Origin of the sequence: Massilia sp. ZL223 (genome assembly GCF_018119395.1) — a bacterium.
Classification (GTDB): Bacteria; Pseudomonadota; Gammaproteobacteria; order Burkholderiales; family Burkholderiaceae_D; genus Telluria.
The window spans coordinates 1-24,609 of the sequence record NZ_JAGPWD010000031.1; the positions used below are offsets into that span (position 1 = coordinate 1).

Genomic DNA, 24,609 nt, shown 5'->3' on the forward strand with positions numbered 1-24,609 from the left:
AAGACACAGCTGCCACGCCGGGCGCGCCCGCCGCGCCGGCCTCGGTGCCGCCGTCGCAACTGCCGGTGACGCCGCAGCTCGGATCGCCGCCTTCCAGCCCGCCGGGTTCCGCGCCCGCCTCCGCGCCCGCCAACGTCCAGGTGACGCCGGTCGCGCCGCCGCCGCCCGCAAACCAGCCTGCCACGCCGCCGACCCAGCCATGAATGCGTTTTGCGGCCCGGCCCCGCGCCGCGGCTTCACCCTGATCGAGCTGCTGGTGACCCTGGCGATCCTGGCGCTGCTGGGCACCCTGGTGGTGCCGGTGGCCCAGGTGACGGCCCAGCGCCGCGACGAGCAGGAACTGCGGCGCGCGCTGCGCGAGATCCGCGCCGGGATCGACGCCTACAAGAAGGCCAGCGACGAGGGCAGGGTGGCCAAAGCCGCCGGCGCCACCGGCTATCCGCCGCGCCTGGAAGTGCTGGTGGAAGGCGTACGCGACCTGCGCAGCCCCAAGCAAGCCAGGATCTACTTCATGCGGCGCCTGCCGCGCGACCCCTTCAATCCGGATCCGGAGCTGAGCGAAGCCGCCACCTGGGGCAAGCGCAGCTACGCCAGCGAACCGAACGAGCCGCGCGAGGGCGATGACGTCTACGATGTGTTTTCGCTGTCGCAGAAAGAGGGATTGAACGGCGTCCCCTACAACAAATGGTGAGCATGATGAATCGCGTCCGCCGCTGTTTTTCCCGACATCGCGGCTTCACCCTGATCGAACTGCTGATCGTGCTGGGCATCGTCGCGCTGCTGCTGACCCTGGCCGTGCCGCGCTTCTTCCCCAGCGTGGACAAGTCCAAGGAAACCATCCTGCTTGAAAACCTGCGCAACACGCGCATCGTGATCGACCAGTACCGTGGCGACAACGGGCGCTATCCTGATTCGCTGGAGCAGCTAGTCGAGAAAAAATACCTGCGCGAGATTCCGTACGACCCGATCACGGAGAGCCGCGAAACCTGGGTCGTCGTGCCGCCGGAGGAAGGGGAGCAGGGCGAACTATATAACCTGCACAGCGGCGCTCCCGGCAACGACCGCAACGGGCGTCCTTACGCGGAATGGTAAGCATGCGCGGGCGGCAGGGCGGGTTCACCTACCTCGGGCTGGTGATCTTCGTGGCCATCATCGGCATGGTCGGCGCGGCCACGCTCAAGATCGGTTCGCTGCTGCAGCGCGCGGCCGCCGAAGAGGAACTGCTGGAGACCGGCGCCGCCTTCGGCGCGGCCCTGCAGAGCTATGCCGCCGCCACGCCGCGCGGGATGCCGCCGCAGCCGCCGACCCTGCAGGAACTGCTCAAGGACCCGCGCTTTCCCGGCGTGCGCAGGCACCTGCGCAAGATCTTCGTCGACCCCATGACCGGTAAGGCAGATTGGGGCATCGTGTACCTGGGCGACCAGAAAGGTGTCGTTGCCGTCTATAGCCTGTCGACTGCGAAGCCGCTCAAGATCGCCAATTTCGACGGCCGTTTCCAGAATTTCGAGAACAAGGAAAAGATCTCGGACTGGAAGTTCATGGCCAGTGGGCAGGGCTTGCTGATGCCGGGTGTGCAGAATGCTCCCGGGACGCCCGTGCCGCCCCCGACGCCGGCTCCGCCGGCGGTGCCTGCGCCGGCACCGGTGCCTGCACCGGCCGGACCGCCGGCTGCTCCACCGCCTGCCGAGGACCCGCCGGCAGAGCCGCCGCCGGAACCGCAGCAGGAGCAGCCTCAGGACGCGCCGCAGGAACCGCCACAAGAACCGCCACAGGAACCGCAAGAAATACCGCAAGAGGGACAGCCGGCGCGGCGCTAGCGGGTGCTCGATGTATCGATCTTATGAGGGAGTTTTACCTTGATTTGTGCAAAATGTGGCGTGGAGCACCCGCTGGAGGAAATGGAACTGACGTTCCGCCGGCCCGACGATGCGGCCAAACTGTCCGAAGAAGAGCGCTTGCGCCTCCTTCGGGACAACAGCGATCTTTGCATCATCGGGGAAGAGCGGTTTTTCATCCGGGCAGTGCTGCCTTTGCCGGTCGAATCCCGTGAAGACCCGTACTGCATCGGCTTATGGGTGGAAGTCAGCCAGGCCGCGTTTGACCGGATCTACGACCTGTGGGAGTCCGAAGACCAAGGCCTCGAACCGCCTTTCGCTGTGCGCATCGCCAACGAGATCCCGACGGCCGCCGGCTCGCTCGGCCTGGATGCGGAGCTGCGCCTGTCTGGGCCGACGGTCAGGCCCAGGGTGTTCCTCAAGCCGACCAGCCATCAGCTCTATGCCGAACAGGCACGCGGAATCGATGTGCATCGCGTGGCCGAATTCACGGCGCTCTTCGCTTAGCTGTCAATGTGCTTCGAGAGAACAGCCGAACGAAACACAGTGTTTCCTGGATAGCTAAACCACAGCAGCACTGAAGGACTCGGGCCGCCGCGCAAGCAGATGAGACAGCCGTTGAAGCCCCGCCTGCAAGCGTCCACGATCCTTGATGCTACCCAATGAGATCCGAATCGCATTCACGGATTCGCTGCCTGTCGCGAATGCCTCCGCCGGCGTGACTACGATCCCTTCGCTGTCGGCTGCGCGCGCAAGCTGCGAGGAATTCCAATACGCCGGCAACTCGAGCCATACATGCAGTCCGTCTCCGGCGCCGCTGTACCGCCCCGCCAGGATATCCCGGGCCATCCGGTGGCGCAGGCGCGCCTCCTTGCGTACGCCTTTCATCAATTCTCCGGCCGAACCGTCGACGATCCACTGAGTAGCCAGTGCGGCCGTCAAAGGAGCGGCCATTAGCGCAAACGATCTTAGCGCGGCCAGGAAACGCTCGCGTTCCTGCGGATTGGGCAGGAAAACAAAGGCGACACGCAAACCGGGCGTCAGGCATTTCGACAGGGTCGAAATGTAATACACCTGTTCCGGGGCGAACGTGGCAATAGGCGGTGGTGGGGAATCGGCAAGGAGCCAGTATGGATCGTCCTCGACGATGCGCACATTGCAGCGCTTCGCGATGCCGGCGAGTTCCTTGCGCCGGCGCTCCGGAATGGTGATGGCGGTCGGGTTCTGTAATGTCGGATTGAGGTAGACCAGCCCAGGCTTGTGCTGGCGGCACGCTTCCTCGAGCATCTCGGGCACCATCCCGTGCTTGTCCGCTTCCACCACCATGATGCGCCGGCCGAATTGGGTCGCTGCGGTACGCAAGCCCGGATAAGTCGTCGGCTCTGCCAGGATGATATCTCCAGGCTCGGTCAGTGCAAGGATCAATGCGGCGATCGCCGCTTGCGCACCCGGACAGACCACAAGCTGTCCGGAATCCGGATGGCCAAACATCGGTGCGAGCCATTTGGCTGCAGCCTTGCGGTCGGAGTCGCTCCCGCCGCCCAGGTGGTAAGTCATCAGCAATGCATTGTCTGCCCTCATCAGTACTTGAGACAAACCTTGTTTCAACATGTCGTCGAAGTCCACGCCATCCGGCGGTGGCGGGGTATTCATGCTCAGGTCGAGGATCGCGTTCAATTCGACTTTCGGCGCCGCGACATACGTCCCGCGAGCGCCGCGACCTTCCAACAGGTTGCGGCGCCTGGCTTCGTCGTATGCGCGCGTGACCGTCGTCAGGTCGACGTGCAGCTGTGCCGCCAACTGGCGCTGTGGAGGCAGACGATCGCCCGGTTTCAGCGATCCGTCTTCCACCGCCGCCTGCAACGCATCCGCGATCTGCAAAAAACGTGGCCCGCCTTGCACGGCCAATCGCGGCAACCAGATCGGCAAAACCTCGTCTTGTATGGTTTTCAACTGGGACATTTTGTCTCAATGTATGGAAATTGCTTTTACGTAGAATGCCCCAGAACATGTAGCAACACCACTTTGCTGGCAGCTGTCGAGGTTTTCTCCTCTCATCTGCATGCGACAAACCTGGTTCCAAACTCGTTCGTCGTGGTCCTCAGGATAGATAGTATTAAGTAACAACCGGGAAATACTGAAATGATGGATTGGTTCCCTATAGTCTTCTTTACGTTCAAGGTTCTTGTGTTAGCCACGGGCATGTTCTTCGCTGTCAAGTGGCATTACGATCAAGGGAAGAAGGAGAAGAAGATCGAGGAAGAGAAGCGCGCGGTGTTGCGCGCGGCCGGCAAGGCGGCCGCACTCTTTGTGGTGTCGCTGCTCGGCCTGGCGCTTGTCACCTTCGTCCTTCTCAGCAGGCTTAGTTTGGACATGAGCCTGCCTTGATGGCAAAGCATCGTCGGCCGATATCGAGTGATACGGCCGTGATTCCCCGTGCGGCAATTGGTCGCGTCGGCAGGAGGGCCAGGGTTCGCTTTTGAATGTATGGCGCCCTTCTGATCGCGCCACATCAGCCTCTTGTGCCGATCAACCGGCGCGGCGCTTGAAGTCGCGCGGGCGGAAACCCAGCGCCACCAGCACGCCGAAGTAAGCGACGCCTGCGGCGCCGATGATGGCGACCAGCGCGCCTGCGCGCAGCAGCGGCGTCGCCCGCATCGCAACCCAGTCGAACTGCGCCTGGCCGAACCACGACACCGCGCCCATCACCGTCACGGCCACCACCAGCTTGAAGAAGAACTTTCTCCAGCCCGGCTGCGGCACATAGATCTCGCGCTTGCGCAGGCCGCTGTACAGGAAGGCCGCGTTGAGGCAGGCGCCGGCGCCGATCGACAGCGCCAGGCCGGCCACGCCGAACAGCGGCACGAACACCAGGTTCATCAGCTGGGTCGCCACCAGCACGCCCACCGCGATGCGCACCGGTGTGCGCACGTCCTGGCGCGCGAAGAAGGCCGGGGCCAGGGTCTTGACCAGGATGAAGCCGAGCAGCCCCGCGCTGTAGGCCATCAGCGGCATCGACGAAGCGGCAACGTCGGCGTTGTCGAAATTCCCATAGTGGAAGAGGGTGGCGATCATCGGCGTCGCCAGGGTTGCCATGCCCACCGCGGCGGGAATCGCGAGCAGGAAGGTCAGGCGCAGTCCCCAGTCCAGCAGGGACGAGTATTCCTGGGTGTTGCCTTCGGTATTCGCCTTCGCCAGGCCCGGCAGCAGGATGGTGCCCAGCGCGACGCCCAACAGGGCGGTCGGCAGTTCCATCAGGCGGTCCGCGTACTGCAGCGCCGTGACGGCGCCGGCGGCGATGCCGGCGGCAATGGTGGTGTTGATGAGGAGGCTGATCTGGGCGGCGGCCACGGAGAACACGGCGGGTCCCATCTTGCCGAGCATGCGGCGCACGCCGGCGTCGCGCAGGCCGGTCAGCGGGTTGAGCGACAGGCGCGGGAGCATGCCGAGCTTCTTCAAGGACGGGATCTGGAGCGCGACCTGGGCCAGGCCGCCGATGCAGACGCCCACGGCCATCGCATAGATCGGCTGTTCGAACCAGTCCGCCATGACCACGGCGGCGAAGATGAACGACAGGTTCAGCAGCACCGGCGTGAAGGCCGGGATCTTGAACTGGCGCCAGGTATTCAGCACGCCGCTGGACAGCGCGACAAAGGACATGCAGGCGATGTAGGGGAACATCAATTGCGTCATGAACACCGAAGCCTCGAAGGCTTCCGGCTCGCGCTGCAGGCCGCCGCCGATCAGCAGGATCAGGATGGGCGCGGCGATGATCCCGAGCAGGCTGGTCAGCATGGTCGCCCAGATCAGCACGGTCGCCACATGGTCGACCAGGGTCTTGGTCGCCTCCTGGCCGTGCTTGGTCTTGTACTCGGTGAGAATCGGGACGAAGGCCTGCGAGAACGCGCCCTCGGCGAACAGGCGCCGCAGCAGGTTGGGCAGGCGGAAGGCGATGTTGAAGGCGTCGGTGTAGTTCGAGGCGCCGAAGGCGGCCGCGAACAGGCTTTCGCGCAGCAGGCCCGTGACGCGGGACACCATGGTCATGCTGGAAATGGCGGCGAGAGTTCTGAGCAGGTTCATGGGCCGACATTATACTGGGGCAACAACGCGCGCACGTCCAGAAATCGGCTGAAAGTGAATTATGAATTGCCCTGACATGAATCTTTCGCTATAATCGTGGGCTGTACTGAATTCTGTTGGCAGACACTAATCGTTGGGCAGGCACGGAAGAGCGCCGGTTTCACTCGCTAATGTTTGCAAACGCAACTTGACCCCGATTTAGGAAATTCCATGGCAAATACCGCACAAGCGCGCAAACGCGCTCGTCAAGCAGTTAAGCAAAACGCGCACAACTCGGCACAGCGTTCGACCCTGCGCACCGCAATCAAGGCAGTTCGCAAGGCCATCCAGGCTGGCGACAAGGCCGCTGCAACCACCATCTTCCAGCAGTCCGTGTCGACCATCGACAGCATCGCTGACAAGAAGATCATCCACAAGAACAAGGCAGCGCGCCACAAGAGCCGCCTGGCTGCCGCCATCAAGGCACTGTCGGCCTAACAACCGCGTGCGCGCGGCCTAGGCCGCGCTGGCAAGTTCTGTGCAGTAGAAAGACCCGCCCGACCATTGGTCCCGGCGGGTTTTTTTGCTTGGCGCGGCCGCTGTCGAGCTCGCGTTGCCGGTGCGCCCTGGCGGAAGGCATCTCGTCTAAAACCATGGCGCACAGTAAAATACTGGTGCATAATGTGAAACGCCCGTCTTATGTCTTATAGAAGACTTGAGCATCACGAGAAGCACCAAATTTACATAGCGTGTCATCCACGCGAGCATCGAGGAAAAAGCGTATGAGCGATCCGACCATCATCTACACCCTGACCGACGAGGCGCCCCTGCTGGCGACCCACGCCTTCCTGCCTGTCGTCAGCACCTTCACCAAGCCGGCCGGCATCAAGGTCGAGCAGAGCGACATCTCGGTCGCCGCCCGTATCCTGGCGAACTTCCCGGAATACCTGACCGAAGAGCAGCGCGTTCCGGACGCGCTGGCCGAGCTGGGCAAGAAGACCCTGGAGCCGGACGCGAACATCATCAAGCTGCCGAACATCTCCGCTTCGGTCGGCCAGTTGAACGCCGCGATCAAGGAACTGCAGGGCAAGGGCTACAAGCTGCCGGACTACCCGGCCGATCCGAAGACCGACGAAGAGAAGGCCATCAAGGCCAAGTACGCCAAGTGCATCGGTTCGTCCGTGAACCCGGTCCTGCGCGAAGGTAACTCGGACCGCCGCGCACCGAAGGCCGTCAAGGAATACGCACGCAAGAACCCGCACTCGATGGGCGAATGGTCGCAGGCGTCGCGCACCCACGTGTCGCACATGACCCACGGCGACTTCTACCACGGCGAAAAGTCGATGACCGTGAACGGCGCCCGTGACGTCAAGATGGAACTGATCACCAAGAGCGGCCAGGCCATCGTGCTGAAGCCGAAGGTCGCGCTGCAGGACGGCGAGATCATCGACTCTATGTTCATGAGCCGCAAGGCCCTGCTCGAGTTCTACGAGAAGCAGATCGAAGACGCGAAGAACACCGGCATCCTGTTCTCGCTGCACGTCAAGGCGACCATGATGAAGGTCTCGCATCCGATCGTGTTCGGCCACTGCGTGCGCATGTTCTACAAGGAGGCCTTCGAGAAGCACGGCGCCCTGTTCGACAGCCTCGGCATCAACGTCAACAACGGCATGGCCGATCTGTACAACAAGATCGCCGGCCTGCCGGCCTCGCAGCGCGAAGAGATCGAGCGCGACCTGCACGCCTGCCAGGAACACCGTCCGCCGCTGGCCATGGTCGACTCGGCCAAGGGCATCACCAATTTCCACTCGCCGAACGACGTCATCGTCGACGCGTCGATGCCGGCCATGATCCGCGCCGGCGGCAAGATGTACGGCGCCGACGGCCGCCTGAAGGAAGTCAAGGCAGTCATTCCGGAATCGACCTTCGCCCGCATCTACCAGGAAGTCATCAACTTCTGCAAATGGCACGGCGCCTTCGATCCGAAGACCATGGGCACCGTCCCGAACGTGGGCCTGATGGCGCAGCAGGCCGAGGAATACGGCTCGCACGACAAGACCTTCGAAGTGCCGGAAGACGGCGTGGCCAACATCACCGACATCGCCACCGGCGAAGTCCTGATGAGCCAGAACGTGGAGAAGGGCGACATCTGGCGCATGTGCCAGGTGAAGGACGCGCCGATCCGCGACTGGGTCAAGCTGGCGGTCACCCGCGCGCGCAACTCGGGCATGCCGGCCGTGTTCTGGCTCGACCCGTACCGTCCGCACGAGAATGAACTGATCAAGAAGGTCAAGACCTACCTGAAGGATCACGACACCACCGGCCTGGACATCCAGATCATGTCGCAGGTGCGTGCGATGCGCTACACGCTGGAGCGCGTCAGCCGCGGCCTGGACACCATCTCGGTGACCGGCAACATCCTGCGCGACTACCTGACCGACCTGTTCCCGATCCTGGAACTGGGCACCAGCGCCAAGATGCTGTCGATCGTTCCGCTGATGGCGGGCGGAGGCATGTACGAAACCGGCGCCGGCGGTTCGGCTCCGAAGCACGTGCAGCAGCTGGTCGAAGAGAACCACCTGCGCTGGGATTCGCTGGGCGAATTCCTGGCGCTGGCGGTGTCGCTGGAAGACCTCGGCCTGAAGACCGGCAACAACAAGGCCAAGGTGCTGGCCAAGACGCTGGACGCGGCCACCGGCAAGCTGCTGGACAACCGCAAGTCGCCGTCGCCGAAGACCGGTGAACTCGACAACCGCGGCAGCCAGTTCTACCTGTCGATGTACTGGGCCCAGGAACTGGCGGCGCAGAGCGAAGACGCCGGCCTGGCAGCCACCTTCGCTCCGCTGGCCAAGACCCTGGCCGAGAACGAAGCCAAGATCGTCGCCGAACTGCTGGAAGTGCAGGGCAAGCCGGTTGATATCGGCGGCTACTACAAGGCCGACGACGCCAAGGTCAAGGCGGTGATGCGTCCGAGCGCGACCTTCAACGCGGCGCTGGAAGTGCTGGCGTAATCGTCCCTAGGTAGTACCAAATGAAAACCGCCGGCTCTTGGGCCGGCGGTTTTTTTATTTCCAGTGCTGCTCATGCAAACTTGGGCGGAACAATGCCACTGGCATTGTTCCGCCCAAGTTAGCGCGCAGGCCACGAACCGCTTACCGCAACGCGGCCGCCTGCACCTCAACATACTCCCCCGGCATCAACGGATGCGTCGCCAGCGAAAACGGCCCGATACTGCTGCGCACCAGCCGCAAAGTAGGCAAGCCCACCGCCGCCGTCATCCTCCTGACCTGCCGGTTCTTGCCTTCCTCGAGCGTGATCGCGATCCAGCTGGTCGGCTTGTCGGCGCGCGCGCGGATCGGCGGATTGCGCGGCCACAGCCAGCCCGGCTCCTCGATGCGCACCGCGCGGCAGGGCTTGGTGACGAAGTCGCCCAGGTCGAGCGGCGCCTGCAGGCGCGCCAGCGCGGCCGCGTCCACCACGCCGTCCACCTGCACCAGGTAGGTCTTGGCTTCCTTGTGATCCGGGTGCGCGATCTTGTGCTGCAGCTTGCCGTCGTCGGTCAGCAGCATCAGGCCTTCGCTGTCCGCGTCCAGCCGCCCGGCGGGGTAGATGCCGGGGATCTTCAGGTAGTCGGCCAGCGATTCGCGGCCCTCCTGTGGACTGAACTGGCAAAGGACTTGGAAGGGTTTATTAAAAAGGATCAGGGCCATGTCGAACGGGTGAAACTGGAATCAGGGGCCGCCGGGGCGGAAAGTGCTTGGGTGCTTGCGTGGCATCCGGCAAAATACTGGTGCATAATGCAAGACGCCACATCCATGTCTTATACAAGACTAGCAGCTTCACCATTGTAATTCAGATCGCATGCCACGCCCGCATGTGGCTACTTGGGAGAACACGATGTACCAACATATCAAGGTCCCGGCCGACGGCCAGAAAATCACCGTCAACGCCGATTTCTCGCTCACCGTTCCGAACACCCCGGTCATTCCCTATATCGAAGGCGACGGCACCGGCGTCGACATCACCCCGGTGATGATCAAGGTGGTCGACGCAGCCGTGGCCAAGGCCTACGGCGGCCAGCGCAAGATCAGCTGGATGGAAATCTTCGCCGGCGAGAAGTCGACCCAGGTCTACGGCCCCGACGTCTGGCTCCCATCCGAAACCCTGGACGTGCTGAAGGACTACGTGGTCTCGATCAAGGGCCCGCTGACCACGCCGGTAGGCGGCGGCATCCGCTCGCTCAACGTGGCGCTGCGCCAGGAACTCGACCTGTATGTTTGCCTGCGCCCGGTGCGTTACTTCAAGGGCGTGCCTTCGCCGCTGAAGGAACCGGAAAAGACCGACATGGTGATCTTCCGCGAGAACTCCGAAGATATCTACGCCGGCATCGAATGGGCCGAAGGCTCGGAGGGCGCGAAGAAGGTCATCGAATTCCTGACCAAGGAAATGGGCGTCAAGAAGATCCGCTTCCCGGAAACCTCGGGCATCGGCGTCAAGCCGGTCTCGCGCGAAGGCACCGAGCGCCTGGTGCGCAAGGCGATCCAGTACGCGATCGACAACGACAAGCCCTCCGTGACCATCGTCCACAAGGGCAACATCATGAAGTACACCGAAGGCGGCTTCCGTGACTGGGGCTACGCGCTCGCCCAGAAAGAATTCGGCGCCGAGCTGATCGACGGCGGCCCATGGTGCAAGTTCAAGAATCCGAAGACCGGCCGCGACATCACGGTCAAGGATTCGATCGCCGACGCCTTCCTGCAGCAGATCCTGCTGCGCCCGGCGGAGTACAGCGTGATCGCCACCCTGAACCTGAACGGCGACTACGTCTCGGACGCGCTGGCGGCCCAGGTGGGCGGCATCGGCATCGCGCCGGGCGCCAACATGTCGGACTCGGTGGCGATGTTCGAAGCCACCCACGGCACCGCGCCGAAGTACGCGGGCAAGGACTATGTGAACCCGGGTTCGCTGATCCTGTCGGCCGAGATGATGCTGCGCCATATGGGCTGGCTTGAGGCCGCCGACCTGATCATCAGCTCGATGGAAAAGGCGATCACTTCCAAGAAGGTCACCTACGACTTCGCGCGCCTGATGGAGGGCGCGACCCAGGTCTCGTGTTCCGGCTTCGGCGAGGTGATGATCGAGCACATGTAAGCAGGCGACAGCGCTTCGCCGCTTCGGATAGGATGAAAGCCCCGGCCTTGCAAGAGGCGGGGCTTTTTACTTGGTGCGGAGGCCGGCATGCATGCAGCGGGGCGGGCGCAGGCGGAGCGGATCGGCAGGCTCGTGTACGCCCAGGTGCGCGGCGACTGGCTGGTCGGCGAAGCGGCGCGGCTGGCGGCTGCGGCGCCGGGCCCGGAACTCGACTTGCTCGTGGCGCGGGGCAGGGCGCTCGGCGCGCACTGCCAGTTGCTGTCCGGGCTGTTTCCCGATCCGCCGGCCGACGACACCGAGGCGGCCACAGCCGGGCTGATTGCGCTCAACGAGGAAATCCACCGCTATCTAGATAAGGCGGGCTGGCTGTAAGGCCGCGCAGGGAGGCGTAGCGTTTGCGGAGGGCGAAAAAAAACCCCGCTTGCGCGGGGTCTTTTGCTTCCGGGGGAGAGGTATTACACGCCCTGGATGTTGGAAGCTTGCTTGCCTTTCGGGCCTTGCGTGACTTCGAATTGGACTTTCTGACCTTCTTTGAGGGTCTTAAAACCGGTCATATTGATTGCGGAGAAGTGTGCGAACAGATCCTCGCCGCCGTCATCAGGAGTGATGAAGCCAAAACCTTTGGAATCATTGAACCACTTAACAGTACCAGTTGCCATAAAAGAAACTTTCAATTAAAAACATATCACACGAGCCATAAAAGCAAGAAGCTTCTTGCCCCCTCCTCAGCCTGCTCACTTCTTATCAACAAGTACATAAGTACAATGTCAATAACTGCATTGTTGGTGGAATAATCACTGAAGTCAAGCGGTTTTGCGCCTCCGTTGTCAAATTTGTCACACCGACCTCAACAGGGCACTTGATTTCGCCAATTGGATCGCCATCTGCGCAAAGAACGGAAACCAAGTAACATGGAAGCACATGAAAACGAGCTGATGTTTATGCTTGGCACTATTCCTGAAAGCATTAGAATACCCCCATGGCAACGAAGCACGACACTGAACAACTACTGGAGCGGCAGAGCGTCAAACCACCACCTTTGTACCAGGTGGCGCTGCTGAACGATGACTACACGCCGATGGAATTCGTGGTCGCGGTCATCCAGGAGTACTTCAACAAGGATCGCGAAACGGCGACGCAGATCATGCTTTCCGTGCACCGGCATGGTAAGGGGGTGTGCGGCGTGTTTTCCAAAGATATAGCGTGTACCAAAGTGGAGTTTGTCTTAACGCATGCGCGTAAGGCGGGGCATCCCCTGCAATGCGTGATGGAGGAAGTATGATTGCGCAGGAACTTGAAGTATCTCTACACATGGCCTTTGTCGAAGCACGGCAGGCACGGCACGAGTTTATTACCGTGGAGCATCTGCTGCTGGCGCTCCTCGACAATCCGTCGGCCGCCGAAGTCCTGCGTGCGTGCGCTGTCAATATTGAAGACTTGCGCAAGACCCTGACTAATTTTATTGGTGACAACACCCCGACCGTACCCGGAACGGGCGAAGTCGACACCCAGCCGACGCTCGGCTTCCAGCGCGTGATCCAGCGCGCGATCATGCACGTGCAGTCGGCCTCGAACGGCAAGAAGGAAGTGACCGGCGCCAACGTGCTGGTCGCGATCTTCGGCGAGAAGGATTCGCATGCTGTTTACTACCTGCACCAGCAGGGCGTGACCCGCCTGGATGTGGTCAACTTCATCTCGCACGGCGTCCGCAAGGACCAGCAGATGGACACCCAGAAGGCGTCCGAAGGCGTGGAAGAAGCGCAGGTCGAGGGCCAGACCAAGGAAAGCCCGCTCGACCAGTTCACCCAGAACCTCAACAAGTCGGCTGCGGACGGCAAGATCGATCCGCTGATCGGCCGCGAGGAAGAAGTGGACCGCGTGATCCAGATCCTGTGCCGCCGCCGCAAGAACAACCCGCTGCTGGTGGGCGAGGCCGGTGTCGGCAAGACCGCCATCGCGGAAGGCCTGGCATGGCGCATCGTCCAGGAGGACGTGCCCGAGATCCTGCAGAACGCCGTCGTGTACTCGCTCGACATGGGCGCGCTGCTGGCCGGCACCAAGTACCGCGGCGATTTCGAGCAGCGCCTGAAGGCCGTGCTCAAGCAGATCAAGGACACCCCGAACGGCATCCTGTTCATCGACGAGATCCACACGATCATCGGCGCCGGTTCGGCATCGGGCGGCACGCTCGACGCGTCGAACCTGCTCAAGCCGGCCCTGGCCAACGGCCAGCTCAAGTGCATCGGCGCGACCACGTTCACGGAATTCCGCGGCGTGTTCGAGAAGGATCATGCGCTGAGCCGCCGCTTCCAGAAGGTGGACGTGAACGAGCCGTCGGTCGAGCAGACCGTGGCGATCCTGCGCGGCCTGAAGTCGCGTTTCGAAGAGCACCATGGCGTCAAGTATTCCGCCTCGGCGCTGTCGACCGCGGCCGAGCTGGCGGCGCGCTTCATCAATGACCGTCACCTGCCCGACAAGGCGATCGACGTGATCGACGAAGCGGGCGCGGCCCAGCGCATCCTGCCGAAGTCGAAGCAGAAGAAGACCATCGGCAAGACCGAGATCGAGGACATCATCGCCAAGATCGCGCGGATTCCCCCGCAGACGGTCAACCAGGACGACCGCAGCAAGCTGCAGACCATCGACCGCGACCTGCGCAACGTGGTGTTCGGCCAGGACCCGGCGATCGAAGCGCTGGCCTCCGCCATCAAGATGGCGCGCGCCGGACTGGGCAAGACGGACAAGCCGATCGGCTCCTTCCTGTTCTCCGGCCCGACCGGCGTCGGCAAGACGGAAGTCGCCAAGCAGCTGGCCTTCATCCTGGGCATCGAGCTGGTGCGTTTCGACATGTCGGAATACATGGAGCGCCACGCGGTGTCGCGCCTGATCGGTGCGCCGCCGGGCTACGTCGGCTTCGACCAGGGCGGCCTGCTGACCGAGGCCATCACCAAGAAGCCGCACGCGGTGCTGCTGCTGGACGAGATTGAAAAAGCCCACCCGGACATTTTCAATATCCTGCTGCAGGTGATGGACCATGGCACCCTGACCGACAACAACGGCCGCAAGGCGGACTTCCGCAACGTGATCATCATCATGACCACGAATGCGGGCGCCGAGAGCCTGACCAAGCGCTCGGTGGGCTTCGTGGATTCGAAGGCGCAGGGCGACGAGATGGCCGACATCAAGCGCATGTTCACGCCGGAGTTCCGCAACCGCCTGGATGCGATCATCAGCTTCCGCGCGCTGGACGAGGACATCATCTTGCGCGTCGTGGACAAGTTCCTGATGCAGCTGGAAGAGCAGCTGCACGAGAAGAAGGTGGAAGCCGTGTTCACCGAGAAGCTGCGCAAGTTCCTCGGCAAGAAGGGCTTCGACCCGCTCATGGGCGCCCGTCCGATGTCGCGCCTGATCCAGGACATGATCCGCAAGGCCCTGGCCGACGAGCTGCTGTTCGGCCGCCTGGTCAACGGCGGACGCGTGACCGTGGACCTGAACGAGAAGGACGATGTGGTGCTCGAGTTCCCGGAAGGGGACGTGCTGCCGCCGCCGGCTCCGGCGGAGACGGTCGAGATCGAGTAACTTTGGTCTCAACAAAGAACCGCGCTTCGGCGCGGTTTTTTTCGTCTGTCGTTTGGGGGCATGAACATATTGTGGCGTTGCTACGAACTTGGGTTCCGGCCGAGGGGGACGCACACCAGAAGCGTATCCCTGCACTCGCAAGCACGCACCCAGTTCTTTTTTGCATGTAAGGACGCCAACATCCCTTTCTGCTGTGGCAAACTCATGTTCTTCAGTAACCTCCGCCACAGTGACCATGACCGTCTCCCGCACCATCCTTGCGCTGTCGCTCGCCCTCATCGGCAGCCAGGCCGCCGCCGCTGACCCTTACTTCCGTTTCCCGGCCGTCCGCGGCGACACCATCGTCTTCACGGCGGAAGGCGACCTGTGGCGCACCACGACCGCGGGCGGCAAGGCCACCCGCCTGACCACCCACCCGTCCGCCGAAACCCACGCCGCGATCTCGCACGACGGCAAGCTGGTAGCCTTTGCCGCCTCTTACGAAGGCGCGCAGGAAGCCTACGTGATGCCGCTCGAAGGCGGCCTGCCCAAGCGCATCACCTTCGAGAACGGCGGCGTCACGGTGCTCGGCTGGACGGCGCAGGGCGAAGTCCTGGTCAGCACGGAAAATTCGGTCGGCCCCGCCAAGCACCGCGTGGTGGCCGCGCTGGACCCGGCGACCATGAAGCGCCGCGTGCTGCCGCTGGCCGACGCCAACGACGCGACCCTGGACGACGCCGGCAAGGTCGTCTATTTCACGCGCATGGGCCTGTCCATGACCAACGATAACGTCCGCTCCTACCGCGGCGGCGCCCACGCCCAGCTGTGGCGTTTCGACCTGGACGCCAAGGGCGAAGCCACCCAGCTGTTCAAGGACGACACGGCCAACAACCGCCGCGCCATGTGGCACCAGGGCCGCCTGTACTTCATCAGCGACGCGGACGGCGCCGACAACATCTGGTCGTCGCTTCCGGATGGCAGCGACCGCCGCGCCCATACCAGCCACAAGGAATGGGACGTGCGCACCGCCTCGCTCGGCGACGGCCGCATCGTCTACCAGCTGGGCGCGGACCTGCGCGTGCTGGACCTCGCCAGCGGCGCCGATAGCCTGCTCAAGGCCAGCCTGGTGTCGGACTTCGACCAGCAGCGCATGCGCCGCGTGAAGTCGCCGCTCGACGCGCTGACCGGCATCGAACCGGCCAACAAGGCCGAGCGCATCGTGCTGACCGCGCGCGGCCGCGTGACCATCGCCGGCACCGGCACCTACCGCCGCGTCGAAATCGCCGTGCCGGAAGGCGTGCGCGCGCGCAGCGCCGTGTTCAGCCACGACGACAAGTGGGTCTATGCGATCACGGACGCCAGCGGCGAGAACGAGATCTGGCGCTATGCCGCAGACGGCTCCGGCCAAGGCGACCGCCTGACCAGGGACGGCGCCGCCCACCGCTGGAACCTGTATCCGTCGCCGGACGGGAAGTGGCTGGCCCACACCGACAAGAAGGGCCGCACCTGGCTGCTCGACCTGGCGGCCAAGTCCAACGTGGTGATCGACGACGCCGGCCAGATCGGCGTCGACCGCCTGGAGCAGGTGGTGTGGTCGCCCGACAGCCGCAACCTGGCGCTGGTGCGCACCGGCAGCAGCGAACAGCGCAACCAGATCGGCCTGTACAGCCTCGGGTCGAAGCAGATGAGCTTTGTCACCACCGACCGCTACGAAGCCAACTCGCCGGCCTTTTCGCCGGACGGCAAATGGTTGTATTTCCTCTCTGCGCGCCACTTCAACCTCGGCAACGCCTCGGTCTGGGGCGACCGCAACATGGGACCGGTGTTCGACGACCGCGTCGGCGTGTACGCGCTGGCGCTGCAGCCAGACACGCGCTTCCCATTCAAGCCCGAGGACGAGCTGACCAAGCCGGAGGAGATGTCCCCGGAAGCCGCCGCCAAGGCCGCGGTGAAGACGCCAGGCGCGGACGAGCAGACCGCCGACAAGCAGGCCGCCGTGGCCGCCGCCGCCGCGGCAACCAGCGCGGCGAATGCCGCCAGCAGCGACAAGCCGAAGAAGCCGACGCCCGCCATCATCTATGCCGGCCTGCGCGAGCGCCTGTACGAAGTGCCGGTCGCGCCGGGTAACTACCGTGCGCTGGCCGTCGACGACAAGCGCCTGTACCTGCTCGATTCCGACGACGGCCAGAAAGGCGTGCTCAAGACCCTGGAGATTTCGCGCAGCGCGCCGCAGCCGGAGACCTTCGCGTCCAACGTGCGCGAGTTCGGCCTGAGCACCGACCGCAAGCATGTCTTCTACCGAACCTTTGCGAAGGGCGCGCCGGGCGACATGCTGATCGTGTCCGCCGGCGCCAAGGCACCCGCCGATCTCACCAAGGCCAAGGTCAAGATCGACGACTGGGCAGTGATTACCAATCCGCGCCTCGAATGGACGCAGATGTTCAACGACGCATGGCGCATGCACCGCGACTTCCTGTACGACGCCAAGATGCGCGGTGTCGACTGGAACGCCGTGCGCACGCGCTACGCGCCGCTGGTCGATCGTGTCACCGACCGTGCGGAACTGGATGACGTGCTGGGCATGATGGTGGGCGAGGTCGGCGCGCTCCACTCGCAGATTCGTCCGGGCGACGTGCGCCGCGCGACGGGCGAAGGCACGCCGTCCAGCCTGGGCGCCGTGCTGACCCGCACCGCAGAGGGCTACCGCGTCGACCGCGTCTACCGCAGCGAGCCGGAGCTGCCGTCGGAGGCCGGTCCGCTGTCCCTGCCGGACGTGGGCGTCAAGGAAGGCGATGTGATCACGGCCGTCAACGGCAAGTCGCTGGTGGAGGCGCGCGACATCGCCGACCTGCTGCTCGACCAGGCCGACAAGCAGGTGCTGCTGCAAGTGAAGACCTTGGATGCCAAGCCGCGCCAGGTGATCGTCACGCCGGTGAGCATGGCGCGCCACGCGAGCCTGCGCTACACCGACTGGGAGCAGAGCAGGGCGCGGCAGGTGGACGAGGCCTCCAAGGGCAAGATCGGCTACCTGCACCTGCGCGCCATGGTGGCGCGCGACATCAACGCCTTCGCGCGCGACTTCTACGCCAACATCAACAAGGAAGGCCTGATCATCGATGTGCGCCGCAATAACGGCGGCAATATCGACAGCTGGATCATCGAGAAGCTGCTGCGCCGCTCGTGGGCCTTCTGGGCCTCGAACGGCAACCAGCCGCAGTCGAACATGCAGAACACCTTCCGCGGCCACCTGGTGGTGCTGGCGGACGAGCTGACCTACTCGGACGGCGAGACCTTCACCGCCGGCGTCAAGGCGCTCAAGCTCGGACCGGTGGTGGGCAAGCGCACCGCCGGCGCGGGCGTCTGGCTCAGCGACGGCAACGGGCTGACCGACAACGGCATGGCGCGCGTGGCGGAGTTCGGGCAGTTCTCGAGCGAAGGCGAGTGGCTGATCGAAGGCGTGGGCGTGTCGCCGGATGTGGAGGTCGACAACCTGCCGCATGAGACCTTCAAGGGGCGCGACCGCCAGCTGGAAGTGGCGCTCGAGATGCTGGAGAAGAAGATGAAGGAGCAGCCGGTGAAGGCGTGGAAGCCGGCGGCGATTCCGGCCTTGAAGCGCTAAGTCAAAAACCACTTGGGTTCCGGCGGAGGCCGGAACCTAAGTTTGCGTGCGTGTCTCGTGACACAACCATGACACGCCCCTTCACACAAATTCATCATCCCGTCACAAACCATTTCTAAACTGCAAGTACTCACAACTATCCGTACTTGCAATGCGACTCGCAAAGCTCCAGACCGGCACCAAGCTCCTGGGTTCCTTCGGTATCGTTTCTCTCCTCATCCTCCTTATTTCCGCCGTCGCCCTGTGGCGCATGCAGGCGTCGGACACGCTGACGGCCGACCTGGTGGAAGACAAACTCGCCAAGCAGCAGCTCGTCTCGGACCTGCTCGGCATCGAGCGCCTGAACGGCTCGCGCACCATCTCGATCGCCCGTAGCGACAGCCTGGAGCTGGCCGACTATTTCCAGGCCCAGCTGGCCGAAGGCCGGAAGGGTGCGGCCGCCATCGAGAACAAGCTCGGCAAGCTGCCGGCCCTCGACCGCGAACGCACGCTGGTGCAGGAAGCCGCCAAGCACAAGGCCGCGCTGGCCACGATCCAGACGGAGCTGTTCCGCGCCAAGGAGTTCGGCCAGACCCAGGTCGTTGAGGAGGTGGTCACCGGCCGCTGGGAACAAACCTACAAGGCCCACATCGCCGCGCTGGAAACCCTGCTGGCCTTCGAGACCGCCGAAGCGCACCGCCTGGCCGACGAGTCGGCCGCCGCTTCCAGTTTCAGCAAGGCGCTGCTCCTGATGCTGGGCCTGGGCGCGCTGGCGATGGGCGCCGCACTGGCCTGGACCCTGACCCGCAACATCGTCGGGCCGCTGCAGCAGGCTGTGACTTTGGCCGAGCAGGTGGCCCACGGTGACCTGCGCCCGGTGATTCGCCATGCGCGCCGCGACGAGATCGGCCGCCTGTTCGATGCGCTCAACGGCATGACCCACGGCGTGTCTTCGACCGTGTCGCAGGTCCTGCAGGGCGCGCAGGCCATCGATTCGGCCTCCAGCGAGATCGCCCACGGCAACCAGGACCTGTCGCAGCGCACCGAGCGCCAGGCCGACGCGCTGCGCGAAACGGTGGGGGCGATGGACGCCCTCGGCAGCGCGATCGTGCAGAACAACGCCAGTGCGCGGCAGGCGAATGCGCTGGCGCAGAATGCGTCCACGGTGGCCATCGAAGGCGCCAAGGCGGTCGAGCAGCTGGTGACGCGCATGGCCGCGATCAGGGCGTCGGCGGACCGCATCGTGGACATCACGGGCATGATCGACAGCATCGCCTTCCAGACCAACATCCTGGCGCTCAACGCGGCGGTCGAGGCGGCGCGTGCCGGGACGGAAGGGCGCGGCTTTGCGGTGGTGGCGGCGGAGGTGCGCAACCTGGCGCAGCACAGCGCTGGAGCGGCAAAGGAGATCAAGCAGCTGATCGGGGAATCGGCGGGGGAGATCGAGGCCGGGACCGGGATCGCGGAAGCGGCCGGGTCGACGATGCGGGCGGTGCTGCAGCACGTGCAGGACGTGGCCGGGATCCTCGGGGCGATTCACGAGGCCAGCGCAGGGCAGGCGAGCGGCGTGGAGCAGGTGAGCAGGGCGATTGCGGAGATGGACTTGTCGACGCAGCAGAATGCGGCGATGGTGGAACAGGCTGCGGCTGCGGCGGCGTCGATGCGGCAGCAGGCGGCGGAGTTGTCGGAGCTGGTGGGGACGTTCAAGGTACGGGCTGAGAGCGGAAGGCGCGAGCTGGCCATGTTTTAAGTCCTCCGTCAGTCCTCACCGCTAGCACGTCGTTCCGGCCTTCGCCGGAACGACGGAGCTAGTGGTGCTAAATGGCGGCCAGGGCGCGCTGCAGGTCTTCGCGCTGATCGTCGAGATGCTCGATCCCGACAGATAGCCGAATCAAGCCATCCCCAATCCCCAGCTCCTCCCTGCGTTCCGCTGGAATGCTCGCATGCGTCATCAAGGCCGGATGCTCGATCAGGCTCTCCACCCCGCCCAGGCTCTCGGCCAGGGTGAATACCTCGCAGCGTTCCAGGAAGCGCCGTGCCCCCGCCAGGTCGGTATCCAGGTCGATCGACACGATCCCCCCGAACCCGTTCATCTGCCGCCTCGCCAGCGCATGCTGGGGATGCGACTCCAGCCCCGGATAGTGCACCTTGCGCACCTTCGGCTCGCGTTCCAGCCACTGCGCGAGGGCCAGCGCGTTGGCGCTGCTGCGCTCCACGCGCAAGGCCAGGGTCTTGATCCCGCGTAGCACCAGGAAGCTGTCGAACGGCCCCTGGATCGCGCCCACCGCGTTCTGGATGAAGCCCAGCCGCTCGGCATGCTGGGGATTGTCGCCAACGATGGCCACTCCGCCGATCACGTCCGAGTGGCCGTTCATGTACTTCGTGGTCGAGTGCACCACGATGTCGATGCCGCACTCCAGCGGGCGCTGGACGATGGGGCTGGCGAAGGTGTTGTCGCACACGGTCAGGATGCCGCGTGCCTTGCACAGCGAAGCGATGGCGTGCAGGTCGGCCAGCTTGAGCATGGGGTTGGTGGGCGTCTCCACCCACACCATCTTCGTTTCGGGACGCAAGGAGGCGGCCAGTGCGTCCGGATCGGCCAGGTCGACATAAGTGAAGCTGTGCCCGGCGCTGTCGCGGCGCACGCGCTCGAACAGGCGGTAGGTGCCGCCGTACATGTCGTCGCCCGCGACGATGTGCGAACCAGCGGGCAGCAGCTCCAGGACCGCCGCGATCGCCGCCAGGCCGGAAGCGAAGGCAAATGCCGCGCTGCCGCCTTCGATGTCGGCCACGCAGCGCTCCAGCGCCCAGCGCGTCGGGTTGTGCGAGCGGCCGTAGTCCAGGCCCTTGTGCACGCCCGGGCTCTCCTGGCGGAAGGTGGAGGTCGCGAAGATCGGCGGCATCACGGCGCCGGTGCTCGGCTCCGGCGCCTGGCCGCCGTGGATGACGCGGGTGGCGATGTGTTTCCTGGATTCGGTCATGAAAGCGTCCTTCTCAAATGATTCAGCAGGTCGAAGCGCGTGATCAGCCCGTAGAAGCTGGGGCCGTCCGTGATCACGGCGGTCAGGCCGCGGTCGAGCACTTCGCGCAGCTGCTGCATGCTGGCAGCCGGATGCAAGGTCTGCAGCTGGGCCGTCATGGTGCTCGACACCGGCGCGCCGAAGCGGCCCGGTTCGGTGGTCACGTGGTGCAGCAGGTCGGATTCGTCGATCAGGCCCGCCAGCCGGCCTTCGTTGTCGATCACCGGCAGCTGCTGCAGGTCGCTCGAGCGCATGCGGTTGAAGGCGGTCAGCAGGGTATCGGTGGGCGACACCGTCACCACTTCGCCGGCGTCGTAGCGGCGGCCGATCAGGTCGCGCAGGTCGCCCAGCTTGGGACGGGCGAGCAGGCCCTGGTCGACCATCCAGCCGTCGCTGTAGACCTTGGTCAGGTAGCGGGTGCCGGTGTCGCACACGAAGGTGACGACGCGCTTGGGCCGGGTTTGTTCGCGGCAGTAGCGCAGCGCAGCGGCGAGCAAGGTGCCGGTGGACGAGCCGCCCAGGATGCCTTCCTGCTGGAGCAGCAGGCGCGCGGTGTTGAAGCTTTCCTCGTCGGGAATGGTGTAGGCCTTGGTCACGCGCGACAGGTCGGCGATGCCGGGAATGAAGTCCTCGCCGATGCCTTCCACGGCCCAGGAGCCGGCATCTTTCGACAGGTGGCCCGTGTTGACGTACTCCGCCAGGATCGAACCCTTGGGGTCGGCCAGGATGAATTCCAGGTGCGGCTGGGTCTTCTTGAAGTAGTGCGACAGGCCGGTGAGGGTGCCCGACGAGCCGACGCCGACGACGATGGCGTCCAGCTTGTGGTTGGTCTGGTCCCAGATTTCCGGACCGGTGAAGTGTTCGTGGGCCCAGGGATTGGCCGGGTTGTTGAACTGGTCGGCGAACCAGGCGCCGGGGATTTCCTTGGCCAGGCGGGCGGCGTAGTCCTGGTAGTACTCCGGATGGCCCTTGCCGACGTCGGAGCGGGTCAGGTGGATCTCGGCGCCGAGCGCCTTCAGGTGCAGGATCTTCTCGGCCGCCATCTTGTCGGGGACGACCAGCACTACGCGATAGCCCTTGATGCGCGCCACCAGGGCCAGGCCCAGGCCGGTATTGCCGGCAGTCGCCTCGACCACCGTACCGCCGGGCTGGAGGTGGCCGTCATGCTCGGCCTTTTCGATCATGGCCTTGCCGATGCGGTCCTTGATCGAGCCACCGGGGTTTTGCGATTCGAGTTTCAGGAACAGCTGGCAGGGACCGGTATCGATGCGGGTCACTTCCACCAGCGGGGTATCGCCAATCAATGAAAACAGTGCAGCTTGCGACGCATGTTGCATAGTGCCTCCAATGAGCTGGGCCTCGTGGGACGCCGTGTTACGACGAGCCGGCGCTGGGTGGACGCCGGGCCATAGTAAAGAAACATAATACGGCTTTTTTGGGGCTGTGGTGTTGGAGTTAGTTAAACTTTTGTTAAGGCGCGACGCTGGAGGGTCACGCAGCCCCGAACAACGTCGTCCCGGCGGAGGCCGGGACCCAAGTTCGTTCCGTAGCAACCGAGGTCACACGTAGGGGTAACGCACGCAAACTTGGGTCCCGGCCTTCGCCGGGACGACGTTGGTAGGCGGCGAGGGGATGGATCAGGTTTGTGATTTCAGCCGCCGCCACAAGGTCGTGCGGCTGATGCCCAGGTGGCGGGCCGCCAGGTCGCGCTGGCCGCCGAAGCGGGCCAGGACCTCGGCAATCGTCTCCGCCGACGGCTCGGCGGCAGGCACCTGGATCGCCTGCGCAGCTGCAGCCTCGCGCCGCGCCAGCTCCGGCGCCACCGACAGCAGGAAGCTCGGCGTCAGGGCCTGCAAGGGCTCCGCCGCCAAAAACAGGGCCAGGCGCTCCGCCAGGTTGCGCAGCTCGCGCACATTCCCCGGCCAGTCGTAGGCCTCCAGCAGCGGCGCGCACGCATTGATCTCCGCATGCAGATTCGGATGCGGCCGCGCATCCAGCGCCGCCAGCGCATTCTTGAGCGACCATTCCGCCAGCGGCGCAATGTCCTCCACGCGTTCGCGCAGCGGCGGCAAACTCAAACGCAGCACAGCCAGGCGATAGAACAGGTCGGCCCGGAAGCGCCCCTCGCGCACGCGTGCTTCCAGGTCGCAGTGGGTCGCGCTGATCACGCGGACGTCGATCGGCACCGGCCGCGTGCCGCCCACGCGCATCACCTCGCGCTCTTCCAGCACGCGCAGCAAGCGCGTCTGCAAGACGAGCGGCATCTCGCCGATCTCGTCCAGGAACAGGGTGCCGCCATTGGCCGCCTCGAACAGGCCCGCATGGCCGCCCCGGCGCGCGCCCGTGAACGCGCCTTCCTCGTGGCCGAAGAGTTCCGATTCCAGCAGCGATTCCGCGATGGCGCCGCAGTTCACCGCCACGAAAGGCCGCCCGGCGCGGCGCGGTCCTTCGCGGTGGATCGCCTGCGCCACCAGCTCCTTGCCGCTGCCTGTCTCGCCCTGGATCAGCACCGTCGCCGGCGAGCGTGCATACAGCACCACGGTCTGGCGCAGCCTTTCCATGGCGGCCGAATCCCCGCGTAAATCGTTGAGCCCACGCCGCGCACGCCGCGTGTCGCTGGCGGCCGTACGGCGGCCGCGGTTCGCTTCCAGCATGGTCAGGCGCGCCAGCTCCAGCGCGTCGTCGAAGGCCTGGCGGATCGAGGCCGCCGAGTACAGAAACACGCCGGTCAGCCCCGCCTCCTCGGCCAGGTCGGTAATCAATCCCGCGCCGACGATCACCTCGACGCCGGCAGCTTTCAGTTCGTTGATGCTGGCGCGCGCATCCTCTTCGGTGACGTAGGTGCGCTGGGCGATATCGACGCCGAAGGTCGACGCGAACTCGGCCAGCTCCGGCAAGGGCAGCTGGTAGCTGATCACGCCGATGCGCGAGGACACGCGCCGCGCCCGCACCAGCGCCTGCATCACATCGAAGCCGCTGGCCTTGGCCACCACCACAGGCACCGACACCCGTCCCCTGAGATAGGCCGCGTTCGATCCCGCCGCGATGACGACGTCGCAGCGCTCGGTCGCCATGCGTTCGCGGATGTGCTTTGCCGCTTCGTCGAAACCGAGATGCAGCGGCTCGATCGAAGCCAGGTGATCGTACTCGAGGGTGATGTCGCGGAACAGGTCGGAGAGGCGCGAAACCGATACCGTCCAGATGACGGGCTTGTCGCCGCCGTCCGCGGGGCTGCGGGTGGAATAGCTCATGCCCGAAGTGTAGAGCATTTCGAGGCGAGGCTGTCAGATAGGCGTAAGCAAGCGTAAGAATGAGGTAAGGGGGTCGCCGTAGGATGGCTCTCAACCTGCAAGGTATGCACCGCACAGGCATGACAAAATAGGAGACA

20 protein-coding genes and 1 pseudogene are annotated in these 24,609 nt (G+C 64.4%); 14 read left to right on the forward strand and 7 right to left on the reverse strand.

Annotated elements, in window-relative coordinates; all coding sequences use genetic code 11:
- The 5 genes and pseudogenes from KBW95_RS17875 to KBW95_RS17895 form a co-directional block, all read left to right on the forward strand.
- A pseudogene (locus KBW95_RS17875) lies at positions 1-203 on the forward strand (hypothetical protein); the annotation flags it as partial.
- A complete protein-coding gene (locus KBW95_RS17880) occupies positions 200-691 on the forward strand; it encodes a type II secretion system protein (RefSeq protein WP_211528933.1) in 492 nt (163 codons plus the stop codon). The pseudogene KBW95_RS17875 and the gene KBW95_RS17880, both read left to right, overlap by 4 nt.
- A complete protein-coding gene (locus KBW95_RS17885; RefSeq protein WP_211528934.1) occupies positions 685-1,092 on the forward strand; it encodes a prepilin-type N-terminal cleavage/methylation domain-containing protein in 408 nt (135 codons plus the stop codon). Before KBW95_RS17880 ends, KBW95_RS17885 begins: the two co-directional genes overlap by 7 nt.
- A 2-nt stretch (positions 1,093-1,094) precedes the next feature.
- The gene (locus KBW95_RS17890; protein WP_307727657.1) at positions 1,095-1,817 is read left to right on the forward strand and encodes a type II secretion system protein; all 723 of its coding nucleotides are present in this window, start codon (positions 1,095-1,097) and stop codon (positions 1,815-1,817) included.
- A 39-nt stretch (positions 1,818-1,856) separates the two neighbouring features.
- Complete coding sequence (locus KBW95_RS17895; protein WP_267875477.1) at positions 1,857-2,342, forward strand: DUF2199 domain-containing protein; 486 nt, start codon at positions 1,857-1,859, stop codon at positions 2,340-2,342.
- 54 nt (positions 2,343-2,396) lie between these two features.
- Here KBW95_RS17895 and KBW95_RS17900 read toward each other — a convergent pair whose 3' ends face one another.
- Positions 2,397-3,797, reverse strand: a complete 1,401-nt coding sequence (locus KBW95_RS17900) for a PLP-dependent aminotransferase family protein (RefSeq protein WP_211526370.1) — start codon at positions 3,795-3,797, stop codon at positions 2,397-2,399.
- A 183-nt stretch (positions 3,798-3,980) separates the two neighbouring features.
- Between KBW95_RS17900 and KBW95_RS17905 the strand changes: the two genes are divergently transcribed.
- Positions 3,981-4,223, forward strand: coding sequence for a hypothetical protein (locus KBW95_RS17905; RefSeq protein WP_211526376.1), 243 nt, complete (start codon positions 3,981-3,983; stop codon positions 4,221-4,223).
- 141 nt (positions 4,224-4,364) lie between these two features.
- Here the strand turns inward: KBW95_RS17905 and murJ are convergent, their stop codons facing one another.
- Entirely contained in the window at positions 4,365-5,915 is a 1,551-nt protein-coding gene (gene murJ, locus KBW95_RS17910; RefSeq protein ID WP_211528937.1) for a murein biosynthesis integral membrane protein MurJ, read from the reverse strand.
- Positions 5,916-6,125: 210 nt separating this feature from the next.
- Between murJ and rpsT the strand changes: the two genes are divergently transcribed.
- The gene (gene rpsT, locus KBW95_RS17915) at positions 6,126-6,392 is read left to right on the forward strand and encodes a 30S ribosomal protein S20 (protein ID WP_211520982.1); all 267 of its coding nucleotides are present in this window, start codon (positions 6,126-6,128) and stop codon (positions 6,390-6,392) included.
- Positions 6,393-6,676: 284 nt separating this feature from the next.
- The gene (locus KBW95_RS17920) at positions 6,677-8,905 is read left to right on the forward strand and encodes an NADP-dependent isocitrate dehydrogenase (RefSeq protein WP_211528938.1); all 2,229 of its coding nucleotides are present in this window, start codon (positions 6,677-6,679) and stop codon (positions 8,903-8,905) included.
- A 141-nt stretch (positions 8,906-9,046) separates the two neighbouring features.
- On the opposite strand, the gene KBW95_RS17925 is transcribed toward KBW95_RS17920, so the two are convergent.
- Positions 9,047-9,604: a pseudouridine synthase gene (locus KBW95_RS17925; protein WP_211526367.1), complete on the reverse strand. Its 558-nt coding sequence runs from the start codon at positions 9,602-9,604 to the stop codon at positions 9,047-9,049.
- Between the two features lie 187 nt (positions 9,605-9,791).
- Between KBW95_RS17925 and icd the strand changes: the two genes are divergently transcribed.
- Together icd and KBW95_RS17935 are read left to right on the forward strand one after the other, a co-directional pair.
- Entirely contained in the window at positions 9,792-11,045 is a 1,254-nt protein-coding gene (gene icd, locus KBW95_RS17930) for an NADP-dependent isocitrate dehydrogenase (protein WP_211526366.1), read from the forward strand.
- A gap of 87 nt (positions 11,046-11,132) precedes the next feature.
- Complete coding sequence (locus KBW95_RS17935; RefSeq protein WP_211528939.1) at positions 11,133-11,417, forward strand: hypothetical protein; 285 nt, start codon at positions 11,133-11,135, stop codon at positions 11,415-11,417.
- A gap of 83 nt (positions 11,418-11,500) precedes the next feature.
- Here the strand turns inward: KBW95_RS17935 and KBW95_RS17940 are convergent, their stop codons facing one another.
- A complete protein-coding gene (locus tag KBW95_RS17940; protein ID WP_078032457.1) occupies positions 11,501-11,704 on the reverse strand; it encodes a cold-shock protein in 204 nt (67 codons plus the stop codon).
- 320 nt (positions 11,705-12,024) lie between these two features.
- Here KBW95_RS17940 and clpS point away from each other — a divergent pair, with 320 nt between their 5' ends.
- The 4 genes from clpS to KBW95_RS17960 all read left to right on the forward strand — a co-directional run bounded on the left by clpS (position 12,025) and on the right by KBW95_RS17960 (position 19,951).
- Positions 12,025-12,327 carry an ATP-dependent Clp protease adapter ClpS gene (clpS, locus tag KBW95_RS17945; RefSeq protein WP_211528940.1) on the forward strand — a complete coding sequence of 101 codons (303 nt, stop codon included), beginning with the start codon at positions 12,025-12,027 and terminating at the stop codon, positions 12,325-12,327.
- A complete protein-coding gene (gene clpA, locus KBW95_RS17950; RefSeq protein ID WP_211526364.1) occupies positions 12,324-14,624 on the forward strand; it encodes an ATP-dependent Clp protease ATP-binding subunit ClpA in 2,301 nt (766 codons plus the stop codon). Before clpS ends, clpA begins: the two co-directional genes overlap by 4 nt.
- A gap of 235 nt (positions 14,625-14,859) precedes the next feature.
- The gene (locus KBW95_RS17955; RefSeq protein WP_211526363.1) at positions 14,860-18,222 is read left to right on the forward strand and encodes a S41 family peptidase; all 3,363 of its coding nucleotides are present in this window, start codon (positions 14,860-14,862) and stop codon (positions 18,220-18,222) included.
- Positions 18,223-18,373: 151 nt separating this feature from the next.
- On the forward strand, positions 18,374-19,951 hold the full coding sequence (locus KBW95_RS17960) for a methyl-accepting chemotaxis protein (protein WP_211526362.1): 1,578 nt from the start codon (positions 18,374-18,376) through the stop codon (positions 19,949-19,951).
- A gap of 67 nt (positions 19,952-20,018) precedes the next feature.
- Here KBW95_RS17960 and KBW95_RS17965 read toward each other — a convergent pair whose 3' ends face one another.
- The 3 genes from KBW95_RS17965 to prpR all read right to left on the reverse strand — a co-directional run bounded on the left by KBW95_RS17965 (position 20,019) and on the right by prpR (position 24,472).
- Positions 20,019-21,182, reverse strand: coding sequence for a PLP-dependent aspartate aminotransferase family protein (locus tag KBW95_RS17965; RefSeq protein ID WP_211528941.1), 1,164 nt, complete (start codon positions 21,180-21,182; stop codon positions 20,019-20,021).
- Entirely contained in the window at positions 21,179-22,558 is a 1,380-nt protein-coding gene (locus KBW95_RS17970; protein WP_211526360.1) for a pyridoxal-phosphate dependent enzyme, read from the reverse strand. The genes KBW95_RS17965 and KBW95_RS17970 overlap by 4 nt, the downstream gene beginning before the upstream one ends.
- Positions 22,559-22,858: 300 nt before the next feature.
- Positions 22,859-24,472 (reverse strand): propionate catabolism operon regulatory protein PrpR, encoded by a 1,614-nt coding sequence (prpR, locus tag KBW95_RS17975; protein WP_211528942.1) that lies wholly within the window; start codon positions 24,470-24,472, stop codon positions 22,859-22,861.
- Positions 24,473-24,609: the final 137 nt, after the last annotated feature.

Excerpts from the sequence above, each read along its gene's own strand:
- KBW95_RS17880 (WP_211528933.1), top strand. The coding sequence starts at position 200 with ATGAATGCGTTTTGCGGCCCGGCCCCGCGCCGCGGCTTCACCCTGATC.
- KBW95_RS17885 (WP_211528934.1), top strand. The coding sequence starts at position 685 with ATGGTGAGCATGATGAATCGCGTCCGCCGCTGTTTTTCCCGACATCGC.
- KBW95_RS17890 (WP_307727657.1), top strand. The coding sequence starts at position 1,095 with ATGCGCGGGCGGCAGGGCGGGTTCACCTACCTCGGGCTGGTGATCTTC.
- KBW95_RS17900 (WP_211526370.1), bottom strand. The coding sequence starts at position 3,797 with ATGTCCCAGTTGAAAACCATACAAGACGAGGTTTTGCCGATCTGGTTG.
- KBW95_RS17905 (WP_211526376.1), top strand. The coding sequence starts at position 3,981 with ATGGATTGGTTCCCTATAGTCTTCTTTACGTTCAAGGTTCTTGTGTTA.
- murJ (WP_211528937.1), bottom strand. The coding sequence starts at position 5,915 with ATGAACCTGCTCAGAACTCTCGCCGCCATTTCCAGCATGACCATGGTG.
- rpsT (WP_211520982.1), top strand. The coding sequence starts at position 6,126 with ATGGCAAATACCGCACAAGCGCGCAAACGCGCTCGTCAAGCAGTTAAG.
- KBW95_RS17920 (WP_211528938.1), top strand. The coding sequence starts at position 6,677 with ATGAGCGATCCGACCATCATCTACACCCTGACCGACGAGGCGCCCCTG.
- KBW95_RS17925 (WP_211526367.1), bottom strand. The coding sequence starts at position 9,604 with ATGGCCCTGATCCTTTTTAATAAACCCTTCCAAGTCCTTTGCCAGTTC.
- icd (WP_211526366.1), top strand. The coding sequence starts at position 9,792 with ATGTACCAACATATCAAGGTCCCGGCCGACGGCCAGAAAATCACCGTC.
- KBW95_RS17935 (WP_211528939.1), top strand. The coding sequence starts at position 11,133 with ATGCATGCAGCGGGGCGGGCGCAGGCGGAGCGGATCGGCAGGCTCGTG.
- KBW95_RS17940 (WP_078032457.1), bottom strand. The coding sequence starts at position 11,704 with ATGGCAACTGGTACTGTTAAGTGGTTCAATGATTCCAAAGGTTTTGGC.
- clpS (WP_211528940.1), top strand. The coding sequence starts at position 12,025 with ATGGCAACGAAGCACGACACTGAACAACTACTGGAGCGGCAGAGCGTC.
- clpA (WP_211526364.1), top strand. The coding sequence starts at position 12,324 with ATGATTGCGCAGGAACTTGAAGTATCTCTACACATGGCCTTTGTCGAA.
- KBW95_RS17955 (WP_211526363.1), top strand. The coding sequence starts at position 14,860 with ATGACCGTCTCCCGCACCATCCTTGCGCTGTCGCTCGCCCTCATCGGC.
- KBW95_RS17960 (WP_211526362.1), top strand. The coding sequence starts at position 18,374 with ATGCGACTCGCAAAGCTCCAGACCGGCACCAAGCTCCTGGGTTCCTTC.
- KBW95_RS17965 (WP_211528941.1), bottom strand. The coding sequence starts at position 21,182 with ATGACCGAATCCAGGAAACACATCGCCACCCGCGTCATCCACGGCGGC.
- KBW95_RS17970 (WP_211526360.1), bottom strand. The coding sequence starts at position 22,558 with ATGCAACATGCGTCGCAAGCTGCACTGTTTTCATTGATTGGCGATACC.
- prpR (WP_211528942.1), bottom strand. The coding sequence starts at position 24,472 with ATGAGCTATTCCACCCGCAGCCCCGCGGACGGCGGCGACAAGCCCGTC.